This is a genomic window from Micromonospora sp. BRA006-A, from assembly GCF_033433935.1.
Classification (GTDB): Bacteria; Actinomycetota; Actinomycetes; order Mycobacteriales; family Micromonosporaceae; genus Micromonospora; species Micromonospora aurantiaca.
This window is the reverse complement of record NZ_JANCLW010000001.1, coordinates 1,408,598-1,423,746: the sequence shown is the minus strand read 5'-3', so window position 1 is coordinate 1,423,746 and position 15,149 is coordinate 1,408,598. Positions and strand designations below refer to the sequence as shown.

8 protein-coding genes are annotated in these 15,149 nt (G+C 67.5%); 2 read left to right on the top strand and 6 right to left on the bottom strand.

Annotated features, from left to right (window positions below; genetic code table 11):
• Positions 1-129 precede the first annotated feature (129 nt).
• Entirely contained in the window at positions 130-3,510 is a 3,381-nt protein-coding gene (locus tag NMK34_RS06945) for a DEAD/DEAH box helicase (protein ID WP_318332708.1), read from the top strand.
• Here NMK34_RS06945 and NMK34_RS06940 read toward each other — a convergent pair.
• The gene (locus tag NMK34_RS06940) at positions 3,464-5,116 is read right to left on the bottom strand and encodes an Hsp70 family protein (protein ID WP_318332707.1); all 1,653 of its coding nucleotides are present in this window, start codon (positions 5,114-5,116) and stop codon (positions 3,464-3,466) included. The genes NMK34_RS06945 and NMK34_RS06940 overlap by 47 nt on opposite strands.
• 8 nt (positions 5,117-5,124) lie before the next feature.
• The gene (locus NMK34_RS06935) at positions 5,125-7,221 is read right to left on the bottom strand and encodes a hypothetical protein (protein WP_318332706.1); all 2,097 of its coding nucleotides are present in this window, start codon (positions 7,219-7,221) and stop codon (positions 5,125-5,127) included.
• A gap of 370 nt (positions 7,222-7,591) precedes the next feature.
• On the opposite strand from NMK34_RS06935, the gene NMK34_RS06930 reads away from it, so the two are divergent.
• On the top strand, positions 7,592-7,834 hold the full coding sequence (locus NMK34_RS06930) for a hypothetical protein (RefSeq protein WP_318332705.1): 243 nt from the start codon (positions 7,592-7,594) through the stop codon (positions 7,832-7,834).
• A gap of 162 nt (positions 7,835-7,996) precedes the next feature.
• Here the strand turns inward: NMK34_RS06930 and NMK34_RS06925 are convergent, their stop codons facing one another.
• The 4 genes from NMK34_RS06925 to NMK34_RS06910 are packed head-to-tail and all read right to left on the bottom strand — an operon-like array spanning position 7,997 to position 15,087.
• Complete coding sequence (locus NMK34_RS06925; RefSeq protein ID WP_318332704.1) at positions 7,997-8,380, bottom strand: hypothetical protein; 384 nt, start codon at positions 8,378-8,380, stop codon at positions 7,997-7,999.
• Entirely contained in the window at positions 8,361-11,822 is a 3,462-nt protein-coding gene (locus tag NMK34_RS06920) for a helicase-related protein (RefSeq protein ID WP_318332703.1), read from the bottom strand. Before NMK34_RS06920 ends, NMK34_RS06925 begins: the two co-directional genes overlap by 20 nt.
• The gene (locus NMK34_RS06915) at positions 11,819-13,819 is read right to left on the bottom strand and encodes a hypothetical protein (protein ID WP_318332702.1); all 2,001 of its coding nucleotides are present in this window, start codon (positions 13,817-13,819) and stop codon (positions 11,819-11,821) included. Before NMK34_RS06915 ends, NMK34_RS06920 begins: the two co-directional genes overlap by 4 nt.
• Entirely contained in the window at positions 13,816-15,087 is a 1,272-nt protein-coding gene (locus tag NMK34_RS06910) for a hypothetical protein (RefSeq protein WP_318332701.1), read from the bottom strand. Before NMK34_RS06910 ends, NMK34_RS06915 begins: the two co-directional genes overlap by 4 nt.
• Positions 15,088-15,149: the final 62 nt, after the last annotated feature.

Genomic DNA, 15,149 nt, shown 5'->3' with positions numbered 1-15,149 from the left:
TCAAGCGCCTTCAGCGGCGGCGGCCGACACTAACGGCGGATCGGCTTCTGGACGTGCGGCCCTGCAACAGCAACCCTTCCTCTACCAGGATCGAGGCTCAACGTACGCAGGCAGGACGGGGGCCAGGGCGTGGTCGAGAACGACCTTCGGTACGAGCCGCCACAGCACAGCTTCGACTGGTTGGAGCAACTCGAGCCGGCGACGTGTCTCGTCGTCGGCGAGGTAGCCGAGAGCGATCGGGATGTGGTGAGCACGCTCGCCGGCGAGGTGCGCCAGGCACCGGCGAACTCGCTGGTCCGGCTACTCCATCAAGGCACATACGCCTTCAAGCGCGCCGGTTCGTGGCATGCGGCGATCGTCACGTCCGGCGGGGAGCCGGCGCGACCGGAAAGGGCGCGCTCGCGGTACACCGAGGACGGGCACCTGGTACACGCCGGCATCGTGTACGAAGCCCTGTGGCCGGGGGCCGAGGCGTTCGCTGGGCAGGCGAAGTTCCGGCGTGGCGACATGGTCCGCACCCGGAGTGGCGCCGGCGGCATCGGCCGCGTCAAGGAGGCCCTGCCGCTGGCCGACACCTACCAGTACCAGGTCGACCTGTACGGGGAGATCAAGCGCTACAACGAAGATTCCCTCGTACTGGTCGTCGGCGACCCGCGAGATCCCGCCTTTTGGCTGTCACAGCCGCCGGTCGGCGCCGAGGAGTTGTCTCTCACCCTGACCTGGACCAAGCTGCGTCACCCATTGACCGACACGCTGTACTCGTTTGCCTCCAGCAAGACGGTGTTCCGGGCGTATCAGTTCAAGCCGGTGTTGAAGGTGCTCACCGGATCATCGGGGCGGCTGCTTATCGCCGACGAGGTAGGTCTCGGCAAGACGATTGAGGCTGGGCTCATCTGGAGCGAGTTGGAGCAGCGGTCCCGGCTCGACCGGGTCCTTGTCGTTGCCCCCGCAGTGCTGACCCTCAAGTGGAAGGCGGAGATGGGCCGGCGATTCGATCGCCAGCTCGAGATCCTCCGACCTCGGGATCTCGCTGACTTCGCCGAGCGGCTGCGGGACGGCGACGAGCCGACCCTTCAGGGCGTCGTTTCGCTCGAGGCACTGCGCGGCGCCGATGGCGTCTTGGAGCAGCTCAACGATCTTCACCCGCGGTTGGACCTCGTCATCGTTGACGAGGCCCACTACCTGCGGAACCGGGAGAGCAAGTCGCACGCTCTCGGACAACTTCTCGCTGACTGGTCCGATTACCTGGTCTTCCTGTCCGCGACGCCGCTCAACCTGGGCAATGACGACCTGTTCAACCTGATGAACCTTCTCGACGAAGGCCACTTCGGCGACCGGGCCGTCTTCGCGGCCCAACTGAGGCCGAACGAAATCTTGAACGAGGTCGCCCGGTCACTCCTCGACAAGGGACGCGAGACACCGCGCGAGCTGGTGCGCCGCCTGTCGGAGCTGGACACGCTCCAGTTCGGCAGGACGATCACGGATCGACCGGACTACGAGCTGCTCCGTTCGCTGTTTGACGTTGACCGACCGCTCGACTACGACGAGGTGGCCCGGTCACGCCGGCTCCTTGCTGACCTCAACGTGCTCGGAGGCGTCCTCACCCGTACCCGTAAGGCGGAGGTTCCGGACCGGAAGGCAGTACGCGAGGCTCGCAACATCAACGTGGTGTGGACCGAGCAGGAGCAGGCGTACTACGACGCGGTCTACGCCTGGTACATGAGTCGGGCGTTGGAGATGAACACTCCACCCGGCTTTGCGATGCAGATGCCGCTGCGGCAGGCCGCGAGCTGCATCCCGGCCTCCCAGCAGTTGATCCGGGAACGCAATCCGGAGCACTTCCGGCAGGAGATCGACGACCTGGAGGAGGAAATCGCGGCCGACGTGGCGGGCCTGCTGGACGTCCCGGCGCTCGCGGTACGGCTGCGCGTCGACAGCAAGTACGACCAGCTCCTCGCCGAGTTGCTCAAGGTCCGCGCCGCCGGCCTCCGGCAGGTGATGATCTTCTCGTTCTTCCGTCGCACGCTTGGTTACCTGGCGGGGCGCCTGCGGGAGCACTTCAAGGTTCGGGTGATGCACGGCGGAGTGCCGATGCCGGAGCGAGAAGCGATCATGCGAGAGTTCCGCGACGGACAGTTTGAGATTCTGCTGTTGAGCGAGGTCGGCTCCGAGGGCCTGGACTTCGAGTTCTGCAATGTCCTGGTCAACTACGACCTGCCGTGGAACCCGATGCGGGTGGAGCAGCGCATCGGGCGCCTCGACCGGTTCGGCCAGGAGCACGAGAAGATCTTCATCTACAACATGCACGTGCCGGGGACGATCGAGACCGACATCTTCCAGCGGCTTTACCACCGAATTGGGGTGTTCGAGAGCTCCATCGGCAAGTTGGAACCGATCCTGCGTGACCAGCTCGGCGACATCACCAAACAGCTGCTCGATCCGAGGCTCGACGCGGCGGCCCGACGGCGGGAAATCGAACGGATCGCGGTGGCGATGCAGCAGCGGTCCCACGAGATTGAGGAGCTGCGGGCCTCGCAGGCTCAGTTGTCGGGCCTCGACGGCCTGCTCATTGAGGGATTCACAGAGTCCGGCCCCGGGAATGGCCGCTTCATCGGCGCCGCCGAGATCCAGCGGTTGCTCGACAAGTTCTTCCAGCGGCTTGGCGGTAAGCGGCGTAAGGCCGACAAGAACGGCATCTTCCAGGTGATCGGGTCACGCGATCTGGCAGAGCGGCTGCGGTCCAGCCGGGTAGGCGAAGGCGGCAGCCGGCTCACCCGGTCGAAGCTCGCCGCGCTGCTGCAGAACGGGACGCCACTGGAGTGCACGTTCCAGCCGGAGACGGCGAGCAAGTACGACGCCGAACTGCTGTCGAGCAGGCATCCGCTCGTGAAGCTCGCTCTGGAGGTGCTCGATGACGAGACGTTGGACCTACGACGGTATGGTTCCGTGGCCGTGCCAGGGCTACCGCCGGGGAAGCGGTACCTGGTGACAATCGACCTCGCGGAGACGAGCGGTCTGCGCAAGCTGCTTGAACTCTGGGCGACAGCGATCGACCTTGACACGCGCGAACCGAATCCCGATGTTGGGGATGCCATCCTCACCGCCCTGGCGGAAGGTCGGCTCAAGGACGGTCGGCTGACTCCACCGGCTGACGTGCATGAGGTGTGGCGGCAGGCTCAGGAACACCTCGCGGTACGACACCGGGAAATTGAGCGCCTCCGGCAGCAGGAGAACACGGCCTTGGTGGAGGGGCGGATTCGAGCCCGTGAGGGCTCGCTGGATCTTCAGATCCAGAAGACTCGCAGCGTCCTCCAGCAGCTACGCTCCGACGGCCGGGGGGCGAGCATCGTCCGGCTGCACGAGGGGCGGCTGCGCAACCTGCAGGCTCGTCGCGCCGACGTCCGGCATGAGCTGGCCGCCAGCAAGGAGCTCGACATCTCGCTGAGCGCCGTCGCGGTCGCCCTCATCGAATCGGCGGAGCCCACTCCTTCTCCATGTACCAGGGGGTAGGCGGCGTCGGGATCGCCTCCTCGGCGCTGCGCAGCACCAACTGCGCGTGGTCCCGGCCACGAATCACCGGCCAGCGGTCGACCCGCATGTGGACTCGCTTGCCCGAGCCGTGGCGGATCAGAATGCGGCCGTCGCAGTAGAGCTTGAACCCCATGTCACGGCCGAACGTCAGGCTCACGCCGTCCATGGTCTGACCGTCGAACATCAGCCCGAGTGGCTCACCGGTCGTCGCGCGTACCCGCAGTCGGCCGGTGCCCTGCTGTGGGCCGGGAAAGTCGCGGCCGTGGCGTGCGTAGCCGAGGTCGGACTGCCCGCTCAACACCTGCCAGGGCTCGTAGAACGGGGTGTACGCGGCGTAGAGGGTTTCCTGTCGGAGCTGCCCGTTCCCCTCCCACTCGACAACGAAGTCGAAGCCGGGACGGTGCAGATTGAGCCGCTCGTAGCCAGCGGTGTCGGCAAGACCGGCCACGATCGCCTCGTCCGGCTCGACACCGGCGTTGTCGAACACCTGAGCGTTCGGAAAAAGCGCGCCGATGCGCCGCTCCACGTACGGGATACGGCTCATCCCGCCGGCAAGCAGCACGTAGTCGATGTCGCGGCTCAGCTCCGCCGGGCCGAGTGCGCGCAGCTCGGACGGCGATCGGTTGCCACGCTCGGTCAGCCGAGCGGCGCGCAGGGCCGCCCAAACCAGCTGCTCGGCTGCGTCCATCTGAGGTCGGAAAGCGTCCTCCAACTGCTCACGCGTATAGGTGAGGACGGGAACCCGTCCGATCCCCCGCGACGGCAGCACAATCCGGTGCTCCGGGAGCCGGGACAGGTTCACCTTGGCGTCGCGGGCCGCGCGGAGCACGAGTGCCCGCATCAGTTCCGGGTGTGGGACGGCCTCAAGGTCGAAGCCGCGCCCACCAAGGTCCTCGAAGAGGTCCCGAGCGATCGCGTGGTCGAGCATGTCGCCGGCGTACGCGGTGCCCAGCGCGGTGAGCACCGACACCTCCGGGCGGGCGCCGCCGACGATGTCGAGGACGGCGATGTCCAGGGTGCCGCCACCCATGTCGAAGACGAGCAGCCGACCCTCGGGACGCTCCCCGTAGGCCAGGAACCGGTGGGTGACCCAGGCGATGCCGGCGGCGATCGGTTCGTCGACGAGGGCCGAGTCCTCGACCGGCAGGCCCGCCTTGGCAGCCAGGCCGAGAAGGCGTTGCCGCTGCGGTCCGTCCCACATCGCCGGGCAGCCCAGCCGGAACTCCCGGTCGGAGGTCAACAGTTCACCGGCCCGCGCCGCCCGCTCGCCAATCTCAGCCATCACGGCGATGATCACCTCGTCCGCGGGCACGGCCCGTGGCCCGTCTGGACCGGGCAGCTCGACGGCTTCCCTATTTTCGGTGATGGCACGCTTGACCGACCGAATCACCTGGTCGCTGGGCAGCGCGTCAGCGTCCTCGCCGATCAGCAGCGTCTCGCCCCGGTAGCCCGCCAACGACGGAAACCACCGCGTGGTACGGCCCAGTGGCGCGATCTCCACCGGCCGCCGGCCCGCCCGTGTAGCCACCAGCGACGTGGACGTGCCGAAGTCAACCCCGACGGCGTGGCCGTGGGTTCCCCCCATGATCGCTCCTAGGTCGTCGTCACCAACGCCTTCTCGATGAGGACGTCCTCATCGGACGGGCGCCAGCGATATCCAGGTCGGATGACCGTAACCTCGTCATCGTTGCTCGGGGCACCGACGATGGGCTCATGCGCAGTCGGATCAAAGGGCAGTTTCTGGCCGGCCTGGCCAACGGGTTCGAGGGCTTGCGCGTACGCCAGCGCCCGCACCCGTTCCACGAGCACCTCCGGGTCGGTGTGTTCGGCGGCGAGCTCCTCCACCTCGGCGGCGAGGTCGGCCAGCGACCGGATCACGTCGATCTGGATCTGTCGGTCCTGAGCGGAGCGGAGTGACGAGGCTTGGCGGTGCTCCGCGCGCAGGCTCTCCTCCAGCTGGTCACACCGGTCGGCGAGGGCGGCGGTTCGCCGTTCCGCCTCCTCGACACGCTCGCCGGCGGCCGCCGCCTCCGCGCGTGCCCGCTCCACGTCCTGACGCAACGCGTCGATCCGCCGTTCCTGACCCAGGGCGCCCAACAGCGCGGCCACGACCTGGTCGTCACCAGCTACTTGCCGGAAGGCAGCGGCGAGCGCGTCTGCCGGCAGATTCGACACGAACTCGCCCGGTAGGCCGAGCAAAAACCCGAGCCTGGTCCGGGACGTGACCCGGGACAGCTCCCGAGCCACGAGCGGGCGGACGTACTGCTCGACGATTTCGGGACGCGAGGTGACGCCGCCCAGGGGGCCCGTGGCGCACTCGGCGAGGGCGTCAACGCTCACGCCCACCCACCATTCCGGCGCCAGCAGATCCTTACTCCGGAACTTCCCGATCGCGGCGAGCAGGGCGGCGCGGCCGCTGTCGCGACTCAACGGCAGGTTTGCCAACGCCGGCGCGAGTCCGGTGAGGTCCAGACTCGTACGCTCATCGTGCGACAAGGCCGGCAGGAGGCGACCGAGCGCGACAGCGGCCGTGTCGAGGACGGGGATGTCCTGCTCCCGCCGTACGGATGCGACGGCGATGATGAGGGACATCAGGCTCGCAGCGGCTGACCCGGGCAGGTCCTCGACCGCCGACGCGCGCCGCAGCAGCCAGGTGGCAGCTGCGAATACCCCAGGTTCCGGTTCCGCGTACGCACGGACTTCTTCGGCAGCTCGGGCGAGGACCAGCGCGACGACCGTTCCGTCGACTGGCCTTCGGCGGCGGGTGCCGTCGATTGCTGCCGACTGGCGCGGTAGCGCGAGCAGCAGGCTCTCTGCCACTTCATGATCGTGCTCGGTGAGGGTGGCGAGGAAGTCGTCGATCCGCTGACTCTCGATCTCACCGAAGCGTTCGCCGACAGCCAACGGCCGCACCACGTAATCCTGCAGGTTGGCTGGGTGCTCATCACCGGTGAGCTCGGCGATCCGCTCGGCGAGGGAGGGTTGTGCTGTCCGCGGTCGGGTTTCGGCCTCCTTGCCGCCCGGGAACTCCTGATCCGGCGGCGCCTCGGCGGGCTGCGTTGGGATCGATTCGACGGATGACGGTTCGCCCTCTCCCAGCACGTGGTGACTTTCGGCGACCCCGTCGGCGGCGGCTGGCTCCGCGATCGGTGGTTCCTCAGCGACCGGGATGACGGAGTCGGGCGCAGTAGGGGGCGTGTTGGGGACCGCATCAGGGTCGGTGGTCGCTGCCGCGACTGCGCCAGCCACCTCTTCATCGGGCCCGATCCATTTGTAGGTACGCCCCGACCCCGTGCCATTCTGTTGCACCTGGTCGCACTTGTCGATCGCACGCTTAGCAGCCGGCCAGGCCTTCTTGGCCGCCTGGCTGTCGAGGCCCAACCCGCCGAGCTCTTCGGTGATCCGCTTGAGGGTCATCGCGGAACCCTGTTCCCGGAGCAGACGCAGGATGAAGGCAGTCGAGTCCTCAGCGAACGAGGCCCGGAGCGGTTGCGGATCGACCAGGAATTGATGACGTAGAGACCCTCGCCGCGCCCACCGGTACTGCCCGCCGACCTGCAGCTCTTCCTCCTCGCCGCTGTCCTCCCAGCGGACGCGGTATCGCCCGCTGTCTCCCGACAGCACCACGCCGACCCGTGCCCGCCCGCTACGCCGAAAGGACTGCCGGACGACGACCTCAGCTCGCTCCACGGCAGAGACTTTAGACCGGCGCCGAGGCGGCTGTAGCAACTAGCCTCCCGCTTCCGGCAGTGCAGCAGCCGGTCGGGATCCTCGCTCACCTCAAGGTCGCTGACGACCTCCGCGTACGCCTGTGCCGCGTTTGGGTAGTCTCCGCCGTCGAACAACGTGTCGACGAGCTGAGCCGACTACCGAGATCCGCCCCATCCTCCTCACCAGTGCTCGCGCCCCTGGATGGCGGAGCGGCGGGAGCTGTTGGCTGCTGCGGTACCGGTGCGGGAACGGGGGCCATCACCTGCGCATCGGTAAATGCCCGGCTCAGCACGCCGGCGTACATCCGAACATGGCTGCGATGCGACCGCGGGTCGAGGGCGCCCGGCAGGTGTCCCAGATCGCGGATGAAGGGCGGCAGCCGTTGGTGAACGACACCGGCGTCGGCCGGGCGACCCTCGGGCCGCCTCGCCAGCAGTTGAAGCACGAGGCGCTCCAGCCGGGCCGAAACATCGGCATGAACGTCGCGCAGCGGCGACGGCGGTTCATGGACCTGCTGGTTCATGAGGAGGTACGTGGTCGACCCGTCGAACGGCCGCTCCACGGAGGGCATCTCGTGCAGCCCAACGCCTAGAGGTCGCAGGCCGCGCCGGGCTCATTCGCCCCCAGGACCTGCTCCGGCGCCATGTAGGCGAGCGTCCCCGGGTTCTGATCGCTCGCTAGGGGTGATCTTGGAGAACCGAAACTCGTTGCCCATCGTCTCCCCCTGAACGCGTGGACAGGTCGGCGGCGACGGTTAGCGACGGTCGGTGCCCGTCAGCTGGAACTCGTAACGATCCGCCTCGCGGGCTACGGCACGGACGAGAGTCTGAAAGGCTTCCGCGGTAAGGCCATCCTTCGGCGTCCAGCCGTGGGCGACCATCCGGCCTTCGCCGTCGACCCGGAACCCCACCAACCGGCTGTGGCGGTTCTTCTCCCATGCCTCGCGGTACAGGCGGACCCACTGGTCGACGACGTCGGCGCCGGCAACGACGGCGGTAAGGAGATATCCATCCGGGCCATCGTGTACGTGCACGGAGTGCGAGCGGCTGTTGGCGAACGAAACCCTGACCTGGTGCCCCTTCGGCCGCATGTCGTCGCTTCCACAGAGCCGCCGCCAGTTATCGCGTGTGCCGAACATCTCGCTCCAACTCCGCCCTGAACTCCTTTAGCAGCCGATCGCGTTCGGGAAAATGCTCCCGTTCCAGCCCATCGGCAAGCGTCGTGACGCGCCTGATCAGAGCTGCGACCCGGGACGAGTCGTACGTCGGCGTGGTAAGCAAGACATCTTCCTCCACGGTGACGTCGTAGCTGCCACCGCGAGCCTCGACGGTGCCGAGCCGCGCCGGAACCCCGGCCGACCATTTCGCCAGGTCATCCCAGTGCTCGGCCGTGCTAGTGCGGCCGATGGGGCTCACACACCGAACGAGGAGGTGCGCGCTTTCCCACTCAAGTTGCAGGCTGAAGGGCTGCTGCCGCCCGCCGGCGAAGACGACGGCGCCGAGGAGCGTCCCGCCGCCGGGCTGGATGCGCTCCCAGTCGACGGCGAAATCAGGCAGAACCACGCGCGCCAGCGCGTTGAAGCGCTCGAGTTGCTCGGTGACGCGCGTCTCGTCCAATGCCAGCGGCCGATCCTTCCCGTTTAGGTGCTCGGGGCGTACGGGAAACGAGGTCTGGAGCGGCCCGGCCGGCAGCGGTGGGACGGCGTCGTCGATGAGTGCCTCCCGGCTGACGTCGAGGTGGCTGTCCCCGCCCGCCGGCAGCGTGAGGCCTTCGTGCATGAGTCGGAGGAAGTCGTTCATCCTGCGCAGTACGCGACGAACCTGCAGGCGTTCGACCGTGTCGGTGAGGTGGGGGTAGTACACCTGCAGCAGGTCGTCCCCGGTCGCCGAGCCGGTCAGGTTCGTCAGCCGGCGCTCGCTCTCGGATCGCACCCGGTCGACCCGTCCAATCCGCTGCTCGATGGCCGACGGGGTCCATGCGAGACCGTAGTGGTAAACACGGGAGCAGAAGGTGTGCAGATCCTCGCCTTCCTGTAGGAGGTCGGTGCAGATCAACACGAGCGGATATCCGGGGAGACGGAACTGCTGCACCTGCCGATTGTTGACCCGCCCGGACATCCCGGCGACGGGTTCCTGCGCCGTGAAGAGCCGGCTCACGAGGCTGCGAGCCTCTCGCAGATCGCCACGCCGCACATCGGGAAGGTTGATGTCGAGCACCAGGTCATGGTGCTCGGCCAAGGCCTTGAGCTCGTCCACGGCCGACCAGTCCCGATCTCCGGTCGGAACCGCTGCCTGTCGTTCGAGTTCGTCGAGGTAAGCGCTGATCAGTCCATCGGCCTCGATCGAAGCCGCCGGGTCCAGGGTTGGCAGGTAATCGCTGACGACGGCGTACAGATCGAGGAAGGGGTGCCCTAGACGGGCGGCGGCCGAGAGGATCTGTGCCCGGAGGTACTGCTCTCGGAACGACTCGTCGAGGTTGGTCGGTGAGGGTTCTGGCCAGATCAGGTTGCGCAACTCGGGCCGCTGCCGAAGCTCGGTGAAGAAGGTCAGGGTCTCCAGAAGCATCGGATCGGCCTCGGCCGAGACGGCGCTCCGCTTCTCGGGGCGATACAGCTCGCGCCAGAGCAACTCGGCACGTTCGCGGTACGGCCCGTCGTGATGAGCGAGCAGTTCGAGCGCGGCGGCCTGAACGGCGTCGAACCGAGCGCCGCGGGTCGACTGCTTCGCCTCGGTCAGATAGTGGCGTGAGCGCTCGCGGACGAGCCGGTCGACCTTGTCGCGCTCCTTGCCGAGCGCGACCGCCAACGAGTCTCCGACCTGTCCGGGGCGGACGCCCAGAAGCGCCATGACGTGGTTGTCGTCGAAGAAGGTGCCCAGCGTGCCGCTCTGGTTACAAAACCTCGCCTGGATGGTCGCACCGCTGACGATGCCGGCGGGACCGGTACCCCGGAAGAACCACGCGAAGAAGGTCTCCGGCCCGCCGGCGTCATCGTCCTCCCGAACCTGGTCGGCCGCCACGGCGGCGGTCGACTCGCGCAGCGACCGCTGTCGGCGGAACTCGTTGGCGGCGTCGTCGAACGCGGCTCGGTGCCGCTCGTTCAGCCGGCTCCGCAACCGGTCGACGAGCCAGTCGCTGTACTCGTCGTCGAGCTTGCGCTTGAGCTCGGAGACGGACGCGACGCGACGGACGAAGACGAGCCCTTTGCGACCGTCGCGCCAAGAGGTGTTTAGAGCATGGACGAGGGCGTCCATCTTTGGGTGTGGCAACTCGCGACCGAACCGGTGGAAGTAGTCACGGGCCAGGTCGTTGAGCATCGGCACGTCGAGACCTTGCCGCTCGACCGCATCCGCGGCCTGCTCCACGTCGTCGAAGTTCGCCTCCACGGCGTCGTCGGTGATGTCGTCGGGATCCTCGGCCGCGGCCGGTTTCTTCGCCGCGCTGGTTTCAAGGAACGACTCGAACGACGCAAGCATGCCGACCTGAAAACGGGTGCCGAACCGCTCGTCGTCGAGCAGTTCGCTCACCTTCTTCTGGACCAGCGCGACGGTCAGCCGCTGCCGGTCGTCCCTGATCCAGATCGGTTCATCGTGCTCGGTGACGCCCCCTCCGCGCCACTCCCGCCGGTAGAGGTTCTTGGTCAACCGCTGCCCGCAGACCTCCAGCGATGTCACTCGGCGGATCAGGAACTGTCCCGCGACGTCCCGTCTCTGCTGCTCGCCGGCGTCCGGGTCTCGAAGCAATCGGAAGGGTTCGGCGAGTCCGAAGACATCGAGCTGGTTCCACAGCTGCCGGTAGTCGTCGTCCACCGGCGTCGCGGAGAGCAGGAGCACCTGGCCGGCCCGCCGGCCGTACTTCTTCCGCAGTCCCGGAGTGAGGTCCGCGCGCTCCCGGCCGAGCACGGTGGCGAGGACTCGGTTTCGGGACGACGACTGGGGGCCCCAGCCGTGCTTGAGGTTGTGCGCCTCGTCGACGATCACGAGGTCGAAGTGCGGCAGCGCGGCGTTGATCGCCTGCGCGAACCGGTCTTTGATGACGTCCGCGTTGGCGCGCAGATCGACCAGTTCCTCGGGAAGCCACGGCACCTGCTCACGCAGCCGGTCGCGCAAGTTGCGTCGCTGCTGCGCGTCCCGTCGCATGGGGAGGCTGAAACTCGGGAGGCGGACGAAGAAGTCGCGGTCGGGGCCGACCGCGGTCTCCTCGAGGAGTTGGATCAGGTCGCGGCAGTGTACGAGTGGGCGCGCCGGCAGGCCACCCGGCATCCGCACCCGCAGGTCGTCGAGGCGCACGTTGTTCTTGATGAAGACGCCCTGCTCCCGCTGCCACTTCTGCTGGATGTTCTGCCGTGGCGCGATGACGAGTACCCGCAGGTCCGGCGTGAAGTGGCGCAGCAGCGCGACGACGCCGAGGGCGACATATGTCTTGCCCATGCCGACCTCGTCGGCGAGGTACGCGACGTGATGGCGCTGCAGGATGTTGTGCAGGGCGACCGCCCCGTGGAGCTGGTCCCTCGCCCGCTGTGGGTTGCGGATCACCCGGTCGAAGTCCAGCAACTGCGCGGCAGTGTCGACACTGATCCTCATGCCGGCACCGCCTCCGTCTTGAGGAAGCCGGGTTCGTACCAGTCGAGGAATGCGGCCATCTCGGCGTCGTTTCGCGCTACAAGTTGCTTCCGTAGGACTACTCGCACGGGGAGCGCCTGTTCCAGCCGGGAGGCCCCGGTCGGATCCGACTCCCAGAACGCCGGGAAGCCGTCGCGTGCGTCGTCGGCGAGCTGTTGCGCGCAGAGCACCATGAGGTACCGATCCAACGGATCCCCCGCAGAGTCGTCCGCCACCTGCTCGATGAGGACGGGCAGGGAATCGTACTTGGCACCGAACATCCGGAACCGAGCCTCCTCGATCCGACCCTCGTCGAGGGCCTTTCGCACCGCGCGACCCAGCGACGCGAACCCATGGAAGATCCCAGCGAACCGATCGAAAATCGTGTCGACAGGCTTGAACGGGCCGGACTCCACGGCCAGATCCGCCCCGGTGCCGGGCAGCTTGCCGCCATGCTGGGCCAGGTAGGCGCTCCGCTGCTCGGCCGTGAGCATCGACCAGTAGCGCAGGATGTCGGCCGGCGTCAGGTCAAGCAGGATCGATGGCCGGTGCGCCATGCCGGTCTCGTGGACCAGGACGATTCCGCGCTGGTCGCCGACGACCGCGGTGAGGAAGCTCGTCTCGCGGAGTCGCTCGCGCAGGATCGCCGCGTCGGCGGCGGCGAGGGCTGTCCAGACGGCGGGCTCCAGGTGGCCGATCTCGAAGAGGTGTACGCCCCGGTCGTACACCTCGATGCGCGGGCTGTCGCCGGCGCCGTCCCAGAGGACCTCGGCCTGGCCGGACGCCCAGTCGAAGCGCGCCAGCAAGGGCACGTAACCCTGATCGACGGCGTCGTCCTCGCCGACCGGTTGCGCGAACGATGGCGGCTCCTCGATCTCCTCCAGCCAGAACCTCGGGCGCCGATCGGTGGTCACCTCCGACAGCATCCCGGTCTCGACGTTGCCACCGCCAGAGTGCGCCGGACTGGTCAGGTTAAACGACCCCACGAGGGTGACTTCCCAGTCCTTGGTGAAGAAGCGGTACACCTTCGCGTGCACGGTCCGGTATGTCGCTCCCGTTGCCTGCTTGCCGCCGCGCGCGAGGACCGCCTTGGGTAGCCGCCCCCACTCCCCGCCTCGTTCGCGTACCCAGTCGTAAAGCTCTGGACGACACCGAGCCACACCGCCCTCTTCGGGAAGCAGCACCCGCCACTCGCCCGGCTGAAAGCGGTCGATCAGGCTCTTCAGCGGTGCTGAGGCGTCCGCGTCGTCGAGGTACGGGGAGAGGATCTCCAGATTCGCGCCACGCAGCCACTGGCCGGCGACCTCGTCGAGCTGATCTACCAGGTTTTTTGCGCCACGCCGGCCGTTGTAGAGGAAGTGGGGGTGCATCCGATGGTTCGCCGAGCGGTGCACGATCGGTTGCACGGTGCGAAGCAGACCGCGAATGTCGTCCAGGGCTATGTGGGGCTCGAACTTTCTCGCCATTCTCCGCAGATGTTCGAGGAACCGCTGGATCTCCGGGGCAGTGCGCGACCGGCTGTGCTCGCCGATCTCCTCCAGGTGGGCGCATTCGACGTTCTCCCACCAGCCCGCCTGTGTCAGGTTCGCAGAGCCGGTGAGCACCACCAGCGACCGCTCCTGGGTCGACGTATCGCGCACGAGGATGAACGCGTTCTTCGGATGGAAGTAGCCGGTGCGGGGCCGGACCGGGATTCGGCGTACGTCCAGGCACGCTGTTCCGTCACCCGTCACGATCGCACCGGGGTCGTAGTAGACGGCGACCCGGCCAGCGAGTGGTCGCAGCGCCTCCTCGAGCTGGACGCGCCGGATCTGCGGGTCCTGGTGCAGTTGAACATCGAAGAGAGCCGGCAGGATCTCGCGCTCGAAGAAACCGGGGTCGAAGCGGAACGTGCAGAACACCGCGGCCAGCACCTCGCGACCCTTGATCTGCTCGCGGAGCGCCTCGGTGAGCACCGCCCGGGGAATGCCCTCGCTCACAACTCACCCTTCCCGATTGCCGCCAGCATGGAGACCAGTGACGGGATGAAGTACGGGTACCGCCACAGCTCCCGGACCTCGTCACCGGTGGGCAGATCGGCCGGCTCATCCCGGAACCGCACCCGCAGCTGGTCCTGGTCGGTCACCTCCAGCCAGGCGAGCGCCGCACCACGCTCCTGCATCGCCGTGGCGTTACGCTCGGCCAAGATCCTGATGAGCTCCGGATAATCGCCATAGGCGAGCGCCTCGGCGATGCGTGGCCACTCCTGGCCGGGCAGCGCGGACGCGGCAAGCGGGTCGATCGATTCGAGGCGGTCCCCCCAGGATGATCGGAGGTCGGCCACGACGTGGTCGAGCTGGGCACCGTCCCGTCCGAGCAGGTAGCTGAAGAGCAGGGAGGCCGGCGCGAGCACGGATTCGCAGGCGATGATCCGGCGCACCAGGTCGGCGATGTCGTTCCAGCCGCGCGACTCAGCGTCGTCGGCGATTGATGTCAGATACGGCCGTGAGGGGCGGATCGAGTTGGGGGGTCTGTTTTCGAGCAGGACGACGAGCCTGGCCTGCCGCCCCTTGGTCGGATCACTCGGTCCTCCCTCGACCAGGTGGTGACGGTAGAAGTCGATTTCCTGCTGCGACATCTCAGGTATGAAGATGCTGGCCACTGCCTCACACTTTGCGCTTGCGCCGAGGTCGAACACGACCCGCTCCCGCCGCAGTTCCCGTACGAGGTAGCGAACATCTCGGCCCCACCCGGATTCCAATCGCGGAAGGTAGACATCGTCCACGAAGGCGCTCGCTTCAGGGGTGAGCCGCACGGGGCTTCCCGGCGCGACGAGCCCGGACACCCGGGCCGGCGCGGTGTAGTTGCCGAGCAATCCGTCCGTTCGCTGGTTGCTCAGGATCTGGTGCTCCGGCTGGGCAGACAGATGCACCTTGCCGCCGTTGCTGCCGGCCTTCGCTGCTCGCGCGGCGATCCGCTGCAGCCCGAAGAAACCCCGATGATCGTGGACGACGTGCCGCACGTACGCCGCCATCTGCTCCCAGATCAGGAAGGCAGTCGTGGTGCTGTCCAGCTCGTCTGGAGACGCGAGTTCAGCCAGGCGCAGCCCAACGAGCAGGGTGGTGAAGCCCGGCAGCGAGTCCGTGACCGTGGTGAGATTGCCGATGAGCGGGCGTCCCGTGGCTGACCAGACGGCCTGCGCACCGAGCCCGTCGCGGGATCCCTTAACGCGCGCACGCGGATCGAGGTCAGTCAAGAAGAGCGCCACGGGCGCAATCATTCTCAACTGGATTTCGACCGCCAATCGTCCGTACCGGCACAGATTTCGGG